This is a genomic window from Niabella digestorum (genome assembly GCF_036409055.1).
Classification (GTDB): Bacteria; Bacteroidota; Bacteroidia; order Chitinophagales; family Chitinophagaceae; genus Niabella; species Niabella composti.
In genome coordinates this window covers 447,468-461,624 of record NZ_JAZGLY010000004.1, presented here as the reverse complement: position 1 = coordinate 461,624, position 14,157 = coordinate 447,468, and the positions used below count along the sequence as shown (strand labels likewise).

Annotated in this window: 12 protein-coding genes; 7 read left to right on the top strand and 5 right to left on the bottom strand. The window is 39.7% G+C overall.

The window, feature by feature from the left end; genetic code table 11:
- Positions 1 to 135 precede the first annotated feature (135 nt).
- The gene (locus V2H41_RS09445) at positions 136 to 852 is read left to right on the top strand and encodes a Cthe_2314 family HEPN domain-containing protein (RefSeq protein ID WP_330974904.1); all 717 of its coding nucleotides are present in this window, start codon (positions 136 to 138) and stop codon (positions 850 to 852) included.
- A 218-nt stretch (positions 853 to 1,070) separates the two neighbouring features.
- On the opposite strand, the gene V2H41_RS09440 is transcribed toward V2H41_RS09445, so the two are convergent.
- Positions 1,071 to 1,397, bottom strand: a complete 327-nt coding sequence (locus V2H41_RS09440) for a DMT family transporter (protein WP_330974903.1) — start codon at positions 1,395 to 1,397, stop codon at positions 1,071 to 1,073.
- A gap of 50 nt (positions 1,398 to 1,447) precedes the next feature.
- Positions 1,448 to 2,821: an aldehyde dehydrogenase gene (locus tag V2H41_RS09435; RefSeq protein WP_330974902.1), complete on the bottom strand. Its 1,374-nt coding sequence runs from the start codon at positions 2,819 to 2,821 to the stop codon at positions 1,448 to 1,450.
- 138 nt (positions 2,822 to 2,959) lie between these two features.
- Here V2H41_RS09435 and V2H41_RS09430 point away from each other — a divergent pair, with 138 nt between their 5' ends.
- Entirely contained in the window at positions 2,960 to 3,400 is a 441-nt protein-coding gene (locus V2H41_RS09430; protein WP_330974901.1) for a nucleoside deaminase, read from the top strand.
- Positions 3,401 to 3,445: 45 nt separating this feature from the next.
- On the opposite strand, the gene V2H41_RS09425 is transcribed toward V2H41_RS09430, so the two are convergent.
- Positions 3,446 to 4,918 (bottom strand): RagB/SusD family nutrient uptake outer membrane protein, encoded by a 1,473-nt coding sequence (locus V2H41_RS09425; protein WP_330974900.1) that lies wholly within the window; start codon positions 4,916 to 4,918, stop codon positions 3,446 to 3,448.
- 48 nt (positions 4,919 to 4,966) lie between these two features.
- Positions 4,967 to 8,158, bottom strand: coding sequence for a SusC/RagA family TonB-linked outer membrane protein (locus tag V2H41_RS09420; protein ID WP_330974899.1), 3,192 nt, complete (start codon positions 8,156 to 8,158; stop codon positions 4,967 to 4,969).
- A 234-nt stretch (positions 8,159 to 8,392) separates the two neighbouring features.
- Between V2H41_RS09420 and V2H41_RS09415 the strand changes: the two genes are divergently transcribed.
- Positions 8,393 to 8,998 carry a superoxide dismutase gene (locus V2H41_RS09415; RefSeq protein ID WP_330974898.1) on the top strand — a complete coding sequence of 202 codons (606 nt, stop codon included), beginning with the start codon at positions 8,393 to 8,395 and terminating at the stop codon, positions 8,996 to 8,998.
- Positions 8,999 to 9,089: 91 nt separating this feature from the next.
- On the opposite strand, the gene V2H41_RS09410 is transcribed toward V2H41_RS09415, so the two are convergent.
- Positions 9,090 to 9,776 carry an SIMPL domain-containing protein gene (locus V2H41_RS09410; RefSeq protein WP_330974897.1) on the bottom strand — a complete coding sequence of 229 codons (687 nt, stop codon included), beginning with the start codon at positions 9,774 to 9,776 and terminating at the stop codon, positions 9,090 to 9,092.
- A 251-nt stretch (positions 9,777 to 10,027) separates the two neighbouring features.
- Here V2H41_RS09410 and V2H41_RS09405 point away from each other — a divergent pair, with 251 nt between their 5' ends.
- The 4 genes from V2H41_RS09405 (at position 10,028) to V2H41_RS09390 (ending at position 14,081) form a co-directional block, all read left to right on the top strand.
- Positions 10,028 to 11,248: a beta-ketoacyl-[acyl-carrier-protein] synthase family protein gene (locus tag V2H41_RS09405; protein WP_330974896.1), complete on the top strand. Its 1,221-nt coding sequence runs from the start codon at positions 10,028 to 10,030 to the stop codon at positions 11,246 to 11,248.
- Positions 11,249 to 11,349: 101 nt separating this feature from the next.
- Positions 11,350 to 11,607 carry a phosphopantetheine-binding protein gene (locus V2H41_RS09400; RefSeq protein WP_330974895.1) on the top strand — a complete coding sequence of 86 codons (258 nt, stop codon included), beginning with the start codon at positions 11,350 to 11,352 and terminating at the stop codon, positions 11,605 to 11,607.
- A 192-nt stretch (positions 11,608 to 11,799) separates the two neighbouring features.
- Positions 11,800 to 12,837, top strand: coding sequence for a glycosyltransferase family 2 protein (locus V2H41_RS09395; RefSeq protein WP_330974894.1), 1,038 nt, complete (start codon positions 11,800 to 11,802; stop codon positions 12,835 to 12,837).
- Complete coding sequence (locus tag V2H41_RS09390) at positions 12,834 to 14,081, top strand: glycosyltransferase (RefSeq protein WP_330974893.1); 1,248 nt, start codon at positions 12,834 to 12,836, stop codon at positions 14,079 to 14,081. The genes V2H41_RS09395 and V2H41_RS09390 overlap by 4 nt, the downstream gene beginning before the upstream one ends.
- The last annotated feature ends 76 nt before the right edge of the window (positions 14,082 to 14,157 follow it).

The following is a 14,157-nucleotide window of genomic DNA, read 5'->3' as shown; positions in this document are numbered from 1 at the left end:
GTATGATTAAAGAAAAAATGCTCAGAAAAGTGCATGCTGTAACAAAAAATGGCTTTCTGATTAAAGTCGCTTTATTTGTTATCGCATATACTTTTGAGAAATTAACATAACTGGCAACTTAAATTAATTAATGTTATGATTAATAAATCAATTACTCTAAAAGCAACCACTTATAAATACCCTACCAAGGATGAACGAAAAGTCATTAATAAACAAATTCCCAAAATTGCACACTTTAATGTTAAATATAACCCTGCATTGTTTGATTATTTTTTTCAAAATAAGCCATTAGATAAAGCGCAACAAGAAGAAGACGTATTCTGGTGGGCGAATTGCTTTAACAACAAATTAGGAAAACTAAGAGAAACTTACGTATATCTTCAAACTCATTATTTAAGACTTCAAAACGTTCAAGACTGGAACACAGAAAAACATTATACAAATCAATTTTTACTTGAGTATTATATCGAGATATTTTATTATTTCTATTTTTCAGTTAGGGATGTTTTGGGACAATTAATAAACGTTACACAAAACTTGAAATGCGAAGAAGATAAAATTCGCTTTAATCAAGAATTTATAAAAAAGATACCTTCTGAGGAAATAAAAATTGCACTTACCGAGTTTATAGAATCAACAAAAGATTCTTATAACATTAGAAATGCCTTTAATCACAGGTTTACACCAACTCTTATAGATAATAGAGCTCAACAAAGAATAAAACAAGAAGGGAGAAAAACCGCGTATTTCCCTGCGAAAGAAATAAAAATTGAACAATTTATAAAAGATATTGATAATTTAATGCAACAACTTAAATTATTAATGGATAAGCTTACTCCGTTAATCAAATAACATTACAAAGGGTTCCCTATATAGCGATAGGTGATTATTATAATTTATAAATGATATTTTCTTTATAAGAAAATCTTTAACACTATTCAAGTCTTCTTTTATTCTTGAATTCAGAATAATATTTTAATCAAATAATCATCATTCTTCAAATTGAATATTATCAGACTTAAAATATTTATGCCTGTATTATAGACAAAAACTACTATAATAATCTTGTATCAATGCGATACCGCCTTTAAACCCACTACACTGGCAATAAGGGTTGCAATAAAGAACAGTCGCCAAAACGTGGCCGGTTCCTTAAATATCAGTATACCGATAATGGCCGTTGTAACAGCTCCGATACCGGTCCACATGGCATAAGCCGTACCAATAGGAAGTTTTTGTGTGGCAATGTATAACAGCACCATGCTAATGGTTAAAGACACTAAAAAGCCGATAAGCCATAGTACAGACTCCTTGCCTTTGGTTTGATTGGCCATACCTAAACAGGTGGCAAACAAAGCCTCAAACAATCCGGCTACGATGAGAATTATCCAGTGCATAGTTACTTTATTAAAAACGGAAAGATATCATTTGTTTTTAAATCGCTCCGTTATCTGATGAGCTTTTTAAATATGCCGATCTTTCCTTGATAAGGTGGATAGGCAAATGTCGGATCGGGCCATGTAGCTGCTTTTAGCACCGCCTTTTGATGGCTGAACGTCTCGAAAGAATAGGCGCCATGATAACGTCCTATGCCGCTATTGCCCCTACCCCCAAAGGGCAAGCTCTTATTTAAATAATGTCGAGCTACCGTATTTACACAGGCCCCACCCGAGGGAACCTGCTGTAACCAATCATCGGCTTCTACTTTATTATTGGTAAATACATAAAATGCTAGTGGGTCGGGATTCTGGCGAATAATTTGTAAAGCCTCGTTATCATCGTTATAAGTTAGTATTGGTAAGATGGGGCCAAAAATCTCTTCTTGCATAATGGGTAAACTGGTATCCGTAACTTCTAGCAATGTAGGCGCAATGTAAAGCAGTTCTTCATTATGCGTACCTCCAGCAAGCACTTTGCCTTGATGCAGGTATTGCATCAGACGACTGAATTGTTTTTTACTCACAATTCGGCCATAATCATAGCTTTCAACTGGCTGTTCACCATAAAATTTATTGATCGTCTCTTTCAACAAAGCCACTAATGTATCTTTAACCGATTGGTGCGGCAGCAAATAATCCGGCGTAATACACATCTGACCTGCATTGGAAAACTTAGCCAATGCAATGCGGCGTGCCGCTAATTTCAAATCGGCATTTGGGGTCACTACGCAGGGGCTTTTACCGCCCAGCTCCAATGTTACAGGAGTGAGTTGTTCTGCCGCAAGACGATAAATAATTTTTCCAACAGCAGTACCTCCGGTATAAAAAACATGGTCAAACTTAAATTGCTGCATCATTTCCGGAATCACTGCTGCACCCTCACCCGTAACGTAAGAAACATAGTATGGCTCAAATGTTTCGGCAATAATCTGCTGCATCACTGCTTCCGTTGCCGTAGTAATTTCGCTAGGCTTAAGTACAATGCAATTACCCGCAGCAATAGCGCCTACCAAAGGCAGAAACAGTAATTGAAATGGGTAGTTCCAAGGAGCAATAATCAATACTACACCCAACGGTTCATACATCACATAGCTTTTGCCGGGCATATTGATGAGATTAGTACTTACCCTTCGGGGTGCTGCTAAATCGTCTATCTGTTTTAAAAAATAATTAATCTCCGAAAGCACTAATCCTGTTTCAGAGAACCACACTTCTTCCTTGCTTTTCTTTAAATCTTTATATAAAGCCTCATTCAGCGCTCCTTCATATTGGAGAATTGATTGCCTTAATTGTTTCAGCTGTTGCTTTCTGAATGCAATAGGGCGGGTTGCTCCACTTAAAAAGTATTCCCGCATTTTATTTAGCTGCAATAAGGAGCTCATAGCTATTTTTATTTAAGTGCGATGCCATACATCGCTATTGTTTTCAACCTATTTTTGTTTGAAGTTAAAACACAATCATCAAAACAAGCGAAATACATCGCCTTTTAACATTGTGATGTAAGCGTTCAAACGATACTCATGTATACCGACGAATATTTTATGCGGCTGGCTCTTAAAGAAGCCAAACAGGCGCTGGAGGAAGAGGAAATACCCATTGGTGCTATTGTAGTACAGGATAATAAAATACTGGCACGAGGTCATAATATGACCGAAAAACTAAATGACGCCACCGCACATGCTGAAATTATTGCACTTACTGCTGCATTCAGCAATATGGGTTCGAAATATCTGCCTGATGCAACTTTGTATGTAACAGTAGAACCCTGCGTCATGTGTGCCGGGGCTTTGTATTGGAGTAAAATAAAACGAGTGGTTTGGGGCGCTTCGGATCCTAAAAATGGTTTCTCACGTGTAAAGCCCGGGGTATCGCCTTTTCATCCCAAGACCGAAGTTGTTTCAGGCATCTTGGAAACTGAATGTGTGCAACTCATCAAAGAGTTTTTCAGAAATAAAAGATAAAGCCATCCTTAAGGGATGGCTTTATGGTATTTAGTATAACCTGAGTTAATATCCCGAGTTTTGTTGTTGTCCGATAGCCGGATTGGCGTTGATCTCACCGATAGGAATAGGTAGAATGGTTTTCTCAAATGTTCTGTCTATTGTTTTAGGGCGTGTAGGGATTGTAATGCCCAGAATTTCATCATTGAAAGTAATGGACTTGTTCAGACGCAGCATGTCGAAGTAACGCTGGCCTTCTGCAAACAACTCCTTACTTTTTTCATCCAAGATCATATCTAAAGTAATAGTTCCGGAGGTAGCAGCAGGTAGTGCAGGAGCTCTTTTTCTGATTTCGTTGAGATAGCTAGCCGCTTTTGTTTTATCAGTAGGTAGCGCCGCTTCGGCTGCTATCAGATACATTTCTGACAGGCGAATTACTTTTATATTAACTGCCGTAGAGGTAGATTTTCCATCACCGGCTAAGTCCGTACTTCCACTGTATTTATAACATGATCCAAGTCGTGGATTAGATGAAGTAGAGAGTTCATCGGCGGCCATAATACCCCAACGTACATCGGTAGGATCTTCATTCAAACGTGCAAGGAAATAATCACTAGCCCCGAAAAAGCCCAATGCACTAGTACTTCCATGACCTTTTCTTCTTAAATAAAAACCTAAAGAAGCGGTGCCTAAATCAGCTTCTGTAGGCAGTACAGCCAACTCAAAAATAGACTCGGAACCAAACTGTGTTTTCCAAGAAGCCACCCAATCGGCTGGAGTGTATAGGCTGTAGCCTCCATTTTGGATGACATCCTCTGCTGCAGCTAATGCTTGACTGTAATTACCCATGGTAAGATATACCCTGGCCTGGATAGCTCTATTGGCATAATAGTTAATGAATCCGTTGTTTTTGGCCTTAGGCAATAAGGGTGCTGCGTCGGTTAAATCTTTAATGATCTGATTGTAGTTTTCTTCAACCGTAGCGCGTAAGGGTTGCGCCGATGCTTCCAAGGGGGTAGTTACATTAGGCACACCATAAGAAGACTTATCATAAGTATACGGCTTTCCGTAAATACGCACCAGATCAAAATACATCAATGCCCTTAAAGTTAATGCTTGTCCTTTGTAAACATCGAAGTTTTCGGTAGAGCCTTCATTCTTCAGCTTTTCAATATTAGCCAGCAAGCTGTTCGCCTGCAAGATGTTGTTATAAATAGTCGACCAAAATCCGCCATAGTTATTGGTATTGGCCGTATGGTTGAAGGTGTACAATGCATCCAGCCCCCTTCCCTGCGAGTACAGGGTAAGGTCGCCGCCTTTGGCATCTCCATACATGAAGAAGTTACGACCGTAATAATTTGAGCTGAGCAGATTACGCATCATACCGGTGACCATCACTTTGGCATCGGCCGCTGTACGTACCGATGTAGGTGCGCTTACAGAGTTGGTAGGTGTTACGTCCAAAAAACCCTTGCCACAGGAAGACAGTAACACGGTTGTTACTACCAAAGCAAGTATGTGTATAGTTGATTTTTTCATTATCGTGTCTTTTATAGTTTGGGGAATCATGGTTTCTGAATTTTATTATCAAAAACTAACTTCCAAGCCGAATGTATAGGTTTTGGTAAACGGCGTTTCCCAACCCCTAGTAGCATAATTGTTTACTTCGGGATCTGCTATTTTGTATTTTGAGAAAGTAAGCAGATTGGTGGCGTTAAAGAACACACGCAGATTATTAGCACTAATTTTATTAATCCACTGTTTTGGAAGACGATATGCCAAAGTAAGATTCTTCAGTCTTAAGAAAGTGGCGTCGTGTAGCTGACGAGTACTATACTGCATGGGATCGGTAAGGTCGCTACCACTCAGCATGGGCATGGTACCGGATTTGTTGTCATGAGTCCACATATTCTTATAATAGATCTCCGATCTGATTCTTTCCCAGTAATACCCATCGTCGGCAACATCCTTATATGCGCCATCATACAGTTTACCTCCCAGTTTATAGATAAAATTCAGATTTAAAGAAAGTCCCTTCCATTCCAAATCGGAAGTAATGCCTCCGAATAAATCAGGAATACCACTTCCAATAATGATACGATTGGCTTTACTGTAAGAATAAGTGGCACCACGTCCGTTAAAGACGAAGTCTCCTGCTGTAGGGTTATTAGGATCGTTTACATACCAAACGTTACGTCCATTTTCAGGATCTACTCCGGCCCATTCGTACCCATAAAAAGCCAGCGTTGACTCGCCCTCGCGATAAATAAACTGGGCGCGGGCATCGCCACCGGTAGGATCATTCCAAATAATATCCTGGCCCTTATCAGCTCCAGGTTGCTTATATAGTTTTACTACTTTTGATTTCAGTGTAGTGGCGTTTAATCCTACATTCCAACGCCAATCAGCGTTTCGGACAATATCAGCTCCTAGTGCAAACTCCCATCCGCGGTTATTGATTTCTCCGATATTTCGGAGTGTAGAACCAAAGCCCGTTACCATGGAAATAGGTACATCCTGAAGAAGATCTTTTGAATTGCGGTTGAAGAACTCTATAGAACCGGTAAGCCTGTGATTCAGCAAACCAAACTCCAATGCTATATCGGTATTATAGTTGGTTTCCCAGGTGAGGTTTTCATCGCCGATAGAAACAATGCTACCGCCGGGTAACTCCATGTACCTGTCTGTAAAACTGGTCAAAGTTCTCCATCCATAATTGGCCGAAGGAACTGTACCATTAATCCCGTACGAACCTCTCAATCTAAGATCGTTGATTATTTTATTGTTGCTAAGGAAAGATTCTTTGGCAATATTCCATGCAGCACCTACCGACCAAAAGTTAGCCCATCTATTAGCCGGTCCAAAACGGGAGCTACCGTCTCTTCTGAACGACGCAGAAAGGAAATATCTTTCGGCATAATTATATTCTGCACGAGACAATACTGATTGCATATTATAACCCCAACTATATGCATTGGCCGTGGTTTGACCGGCAGTAACCACCGTAGGTAGCGTGCTGGAAGGCAAATTGGTTCCCGAAGACCGCATATAGTCGGTCACATTTTTTTCCGCTTCATAACCGGCCAATACATCTAAGTGATGCTCATTGAAGCTTTTGTTATAATTCAAAGTAGTGGAGGATACCATTTTATTATAAGTAGTGGACATCTCATTAACACTACCGTTGGTATTTACTCCATTATAGTGAACTGCACTATAGTAAATATGCTCTCTTACATTTGAATTATTGTAAGAGAAAATTGTTTTACCTGTAAGTCCGGGTAAGATGTATACCGATAAAGCTTCTACCACCGATACATTCAGCTTACCAGATGTATTATCCCATTCGTTATCGTAGAACAGGTTGTTCTGAGCCAAGCTTCCGAAACGATCGGTAAATGGCAATTCGCTTTTATAGTCGGTAGGCCAGTATAAAGGCCAAAGTAGGTTTCGTGTTTGCATGAAGTAGTTGGCTGTGGTATTGCGAGTATCATTGTAGCCGGATACGTCGTCCTTGCTGATACCGATATTACTGGAGAGTTCCAACAGCCTTCCGATTTTTTGGCTTACATTCAGACGTCCGCCTATACGCTGGAATTCATTAACGCGTATCCTACTTTTATCCTGTGTAAAAGACAGAGAACTGTAATAGGTAGTTTTATCATTACCACCGCTTACCGAAAGATCGTTGGTGGTATAATACCCCGTTCTGAATAAGGCTTTTTCCCAATCAAAATACTTTCCTTCGCGGTTTTCCAATCCATCGGTCATTCCTTTAATCATTACATTTTGATAACGACCGGGACCTGCTGTTTCGAAATAATAACCGTGTTTGTTAAATCGAGAGTTTAACCGACTTAGGGCATCGTTGGTAGCGTATGCTTCATCTCTACCTCCCGTAATGTTATAATCAAAAAACACCTGATAAAGCATGTTTACTTGTGCCTGTACGTCCGCAGCTTCATAGTTATCGGTAGCCCAAGAAGGAGAAAAACCATGCGATGTTTTAAAGCTGATGGTAGGTTTTCCGGACTTACCTTTTTTGGTAGTAATAATTACTACCCCGTTGGCAGCCCTAGAACCATACAAAGATGCCGCTGCCGCATCTTTTAGTACTGTAACCGATTCGATATCATCGGGGTTAATGCTGGACAAAGCGTTATTATTACTGGTGTATATATAATCGCCCATTTGCCCTACGGCACCGGAGACTACCGGAACTCCATCTACCACAAATAATGGCGAGTTGGAAGCATTCATAGAACCGATTCCGCGTATGCGGATAACAGGGGCGGTTCCCGCCTGACCTGAACTTTGGGTAACCTGTAGACCCGGAACTTTTCCGTTCAAGGCGTTTTCAAAAGAAGTTAGCGGGTAATCCTTAATTTTTTCCGCGGTAACGTTTACTGCCGAACCGGTAAAAGTACTTCGCTTAGCTGTACCGTAGGCTACTACAAAAACCTCATCCATTTGAGTTTTTGCACTTTCCACCAACACGACCTTCAATAACGAGCGAGAACCCACTGTGACAGTGGTGGTGGTATAGTCTACCGCCGAAACCTGTAATACAACCGAGGAGCCCGATACTGTAATGGAAAATTGTCCATTCTCATCGGCAGCTACTACATTATTGGTACCTACCTGCTGAACAGTGGCCCCTGGAATGGGTGCTTCTTGTTGATTCACTACTGTTCCTGTAATTTGTCGTGTTTGAGAAAATGCTAATACAGGAAAAAAGAGTAGAAAGAGGAATAGAGGCGCAGTAAGAATGTTTTTCATGAGCGCAAGGTTTTGTTTACGATATGTTAAATTTAATATAATAAGCTGAAAAAACCTGCAAAATCTTGTACTATCTTGCAATGATTATTGCAAATAATTATCATTCATCGCTTAATATATATAGAAGCTGGCTGAATTTTTGTGCTGAATATGAAAACCTGAGAACTATAAGCGTTTAAATTTGTAGTATTTACATAAGGTATTTATTTAATCACTCTAAAACTTATAAAGATCATGGCATTTACATTACAGCCCTTGCCCTATGCTAAAGATGCATTAGAGCCTTATATCGATGCTCAAACGATGGAAATTCATCACGACAGACACCATCAGGCATATGTGGATAATCTGAATAAGGCCATTGAAGGGACAGAGCATGCTGAAAAATCGTTAGAAGAACTGGTAAAAAATGCCGGAAGTATTTCCGCTGCCGTAAGAAACAATGCCGGCGGGCACTGGAATCACACTTTCTTTTGGGAAATATTAACTCCGGGTGGTGCTAAAGAACCATCAGGTGCACTGGCTGCTGCCATCAACGAAACTTTTGGTTCATTAGACGCACTGAAAGAAAAAGTAAACACAGCCGGAGCTACCCGTTTCGGAAGTGGTTGGGCTTGGCTAATCGTTAAAGACGGTAAGCTGGAAGTAACTTCTACTCCCAACCAAGATAATCCTTTGATGGATGTTGCAGAAGTAAAAGGTACTCCTATTCTGGGTATTGATGTGTGGGAACATGCTTATTACCTGAAATATCAGAACAAAAGACCAGAGTATCTGAAAGCTTTCTGGAATGTAGTAAACTGGGACAAAGTTGCTGAAAAATTTGAAGCGGCTAAATAAACGTTAAAACGTTTATTATATGACCTACTGAGAAAAGCCGGCATGTATCGTATGCCGGCTTTTCCTTTATGCAACTAATAGTTTCAAGGATTTATAATATTTCAAAGCGGCATAATACGCGAGCCTCTACCTTTAAACTCTCAAAGTTAAGGTCTGCAGCATCTGCAGCTTCTTTGGCACGGGCAGCATACATCACCGTATTGGCATATATCGGACGAGCCATAATTTCCTGTTCTTGTATGTACAGCGCCCTTCCTGCCTTTTGTCCGATAGTATTGCAAAGCAGTGATGCTTTCTCTTTTGCAGCCTGAATGGCCTTTATTTTAGCTTCTTGCCGATATTCCTCTATTTTTGAGCTTTCCAGCTTTTCAATAGAAGCATTGGAAATGCCTATTTCTTCCAGCGCCAAAAATACCTGCCCTGCAGTTTTACCATCTTTTACAATAATCTGGTATTGCTTGTTCAGCAAAATATCTTTTGATAAAAACCCGGTTTTAAGATTACTGGTTAGGTCTTTAATCAACACATCCTTTTTGGTATCAATTCCCAGCTCCTGTAGTTTTTGTAGCATTTGTTTTTCCTGAACACTCAATGCGTTCTTGTTTTTACTATCCTTTTCGGCCAGCACCACCTGAATATATATTTTGTCAGGGATGATTTCAATCTCCGATGTACCTGTTACTTCAATGTAATTTTTATCGATAAAATTTTTTTCGCCAATTTGTGCAAATGCACTTATCGAAAATAAAACAGCTAAAGCAGTTAAAACTTTTTTCATCAGATTAAAATTTAAATTGTACTAATGGAATTATTTTTCAATAAAGACGAGGCGAAAACATAAATTGCATACTTGTTTACAAAACTTTAGGCTTTGGCCATTATTATCATAAATATTCCTAAATTCTTAATTTGCTTGCAACCCTGTCTTTAGTTGTGAATATTACACAGATAACAAAATTTAGGGAGTTGTCAAACAAAGCAGCTGCTTTTACTATATGGTACGAATTAAAATAATATACATTTGTATTTATGAATAGAGTGGTGATTACCGGTATGGGGATTTATTCCTGCATCGGGAAGAACTTAGAAGAAGTAACAGCATCGCTTAAGGCAGGAAAATCAGGAATTATTTTCGACCCTGTGCGAAAAGAATTTGGATATCGCTCTGCATTGACGGGTTGGGTAGAGCGACCATCTTTAAAAGGGTTGTTGGACAGGCGTTCGCGCATCATGCTACCCGAAGAAGGCGAATACGCTTACATGGCTACTGTAGAAGCGTTGCGCAATGCGGGTATAGATGAAAACTATATTGCAGCTGCTCAACCCGGGATTTTATACGGCAACGACAGTTCTGCAAAGGCTGTTATCGAATCTACCGATTTAATTCGTGAGAAGAAAGATACCATGTTGGTAGGTTCGGCCGCAGTATTTCAGACGCTGAACTCTACCGTTACCATGAACCTAGCCACTATCTTCAAGCTCAAAGGCATTAATCTTACGGTAAGTGCCGCCTGCGCCAGTGGTTCACATGCCATAGGCCTGGCATATATACTCATCAAGATGGGTTTGCAGGATTGTATAATTACCGGTGGAGCCCAGGAAATCAACCACCTTTCTATGGGTACTTTTGATGCACTGGGAGCTTTTTCGGTGCGCGAAGATATTCCGGAACAAGCTAGTAGGCCTTTTGATAAAGATCGTGACGGACTCATTCCCAGTGGCGGAGCTGCCACAGTGATTCTCGAAAGTCTTGAAAGCGCTCAAAGACGGGGCGCCAACATTATTGGGGAAGTTTTGGGTTATGGTTTTTCTTCCAATGGAGAACATATCAGCAATCCCACAGTAGAGGGACCCGTAAAATCACTTACAATGGCTTTGAAAGAGGCGGGTTTGCAACCCCACGATATCGATTATATCAATGCCCATGCCACCAGTACTCCAGCGGGAGATGCTAGCGAAGCACTGGCCATTCATAAAGTTTTTGGAGATTGTAATACTCCCATAAGTTCCACCAAATCAATGACGGGACACGAATGCTGGATGGCCGGAGCCAGCGAAATAGTGTATTCATCTCTCATGATGCAACATAATTTTATTGCACCTAACATCAACTTTACAAAACCCGACGAGCAAACCCGACATATCAATATCATAAAAAATACTACAGAAAAAAATATAAATGTATTTTTGTCCAATTCTTTCGGGTTTGGAGGAACCAATTCTACCCTGATTGTCAGGAAATGGAGTTAACCCTTTATTCTTTATCTATATCCCAACTGAGATAATGAAAAAAGGACGCCCATTACTCGTTACAAATAAGCACAATAACTAAAGGCGAAAATGTGGTAAATATGAACATGCAGGAAATTATAGATATATCCAACTCATTTTTAGTAGAGGAGTTTGAGGCTGACGCATCACTCATCAAACCAGACGCCAACCTGAAAGAGGTTTTAGACTTAGATAGTCTGGATTATATTGATTTGGTAGTTGCATTGGAAAATCATTTCCACTTTAAAGTGCAACCGGGCGATTTTGCTCCTTTGGTTACTTTCCAAGATTTTTACAATTACATTCAGGCACAGATTGAGAAGAAAGTAACTGCATAATGCAGTTACACTGCTGATCCTCGACTTTATAGAAGTATCGGAATTCCTTTGCCGGCTACTGTTTTCGTGTGTTGACGCGTAATACAAGAGTGTATACTAATTCGACCGGAAAAAGGAATACTTTTTGAATAAGCATAGTGTAGTTTATCTTTACCTAACAGCTTTACATCCCATATACAATTTAAACTCTTGATGACCGCCTCATTACAAACACCTTTGGTATCGGTTATAATGCCGGTATATAATGTTGAAGACTATTTGGCGGCAGCAATAGAAAGTGTATTACAACAAGATTTTCCTTCTATCGAACTAATACTGGTAAACGATGGCAGTACCGATACGTCGGATATCATTTGCCGACACTATCAGCAAAAAGATGAGCGCATTACATATCTATATCAGAAGAACAGTGGTGTATCCATAGCCCGCAATTACGGGCTATCACATGCTAAAGGTGCTTACGTGTTCTTTATGGACTCGGATGATACCATTGACAAGAACTTCATACGCTCCTCATACGAGATCGCTCAACAAAACGATAGTGATATTGTAGTAATTGGTGAGTACTTTATGAGAAGATTGCCCAATCCTCCGGCACTTCCCACATGTGCTCAATTGATTCGCCTGTCTTTTCTAAACCAATACCCAGATATTCGTTTTCCCGAAGGCATACAACCTTGTGAAGATGGTCTCTTCTCTCATCAATTATTGGCACTTACTCAGAAAGTAGCAGGAAACCCACAAGGAGTATATTATTATCGACAACATGAAAAACAAAATCACCGCGCTATCAATAAAAACACAGAAAAAGTAGTTCTTCAAATACCACGCTGGTTGGAGCTTTTGGAAAATTTCTATACCCAACACGCATTATTTGAAAGCCGCGCCTTACATCTTGCCCGATTCATAGAACATGAACCGTTTGAATTCAGATATATCAGCATGCCCTTAAACGCGGCGCAGAAGGCGTTTTTACACGAACTGCTTAAAACCTTCATGCATAAAAATGTTTTCCCATATTTAAAAAAACAAGAGCTAGCTTCGCTCTCAAAGCCGTTTTTAGCATTTCTCAAAGCCGACACACATCAGCAATTTGACCGCTATTATGCCCGATATAAAATCCGAAGAAGAAAATTGAAAAGGTGGTACATATTTCTCGCAGAATTCGTCTTTATTAAAAAACTGAAAATAAAACTGAGGGAAAACATCCGCAAAAAGTTCGATGAATGAAAATTGTGCTTATACAACACAGAGCCTTTCTTGATGGCTCGGGAGGAACTGAAAAAATTTGCACTTTTTTAGCTAACCAATTTGCGGCTGCCGGACATAGTGTTACTATTGCAACCTATGACGCCAATACAAATGGTAAGCCTTTCTTCCCGTTAAATGAGAATATACAGGTTGACAATATTTATAGCACATCCATTATTCAAAAAGTCGCAAAACCTATATACAATTACAAAGGCAACAATCCACTGTTTTGGATAAAACATAAATTGAAGAAAAAATATGCCAAAGCTTATAACTATTTTCTGTATAAAAAAGTAAACGGGCCAGATGGTTTGTATACTTATAATCTTTTGCAACGTGCCCAAGCCTGGAATCGTTATCTGCAACAGCTGCATCCGGATGTAATTATTACCATGTCTATCGAAACGCTGCTGGAAATTACCTATCAGCAGCATTATGATGCCGTTATCATCAACTCTACCAATGGTAGGCCCGATTATGATTATACAGACTTATTGTGGTATCGAAGTCGGCAAGAGATGCAGCTTCTAAAAGAAGCTTATAAGCATCTTTCTGCTATACAAGTATTGTTTGATAGCTATAAACAGTTTATACCTGATTCCTTTACGGGAAAAAGTTATGTCATACCCAATCCCGCACCTCAAATTCCTGACGAACACATCGTCCATCATACGAAAACTAAAGAGCGTTATAAAATTATTCAAATAGGCTCTTTAGTAACAGATTGCAAACAGCAACATCTCTCTATAGAGGTATTTTCAAAAATTGCGCATAAATATCCTCACTGGGACCTTTACTTTTGGGGACAGGGGCCCGATTATACATCTTTGAAAGAAAAGATTGCTGCTTTAGAGATGGAAGACCGGATTCATCTTATGGGGCTCACAGATGATCCTCTCTATGAATTATCTAACTCCGATATTTTTTTATTCCCCAGTAAATATGAGGGACTTCCATTAGCATTGCTGGAAGCCATGTCTGCAGGACTCCCTTCATTAGGATTTGCTTCCTGCTCAGGTGTGAACGAATTGATCCAGCACGGTGAAAACGGTTTCTTGGCTAATGATATCATTGAAATGCAACAATATCTTGAACTATTAATAAATGATGCTCAGCTACGCGAACGTATGGGCTTTAATGCACACAACAAAATGAAAAGTTTCAGTGCCGACATCATTAGCAATAAATGGAAGACTTTGCTTGATGAGGTTACGGGTAGATAAAGTGTCTGTAGTAAATGTTTTTTATAAAAAAAGATCCAAACTTATCGAAGTTTCTTTTTTGAATAAAGGCCGATGA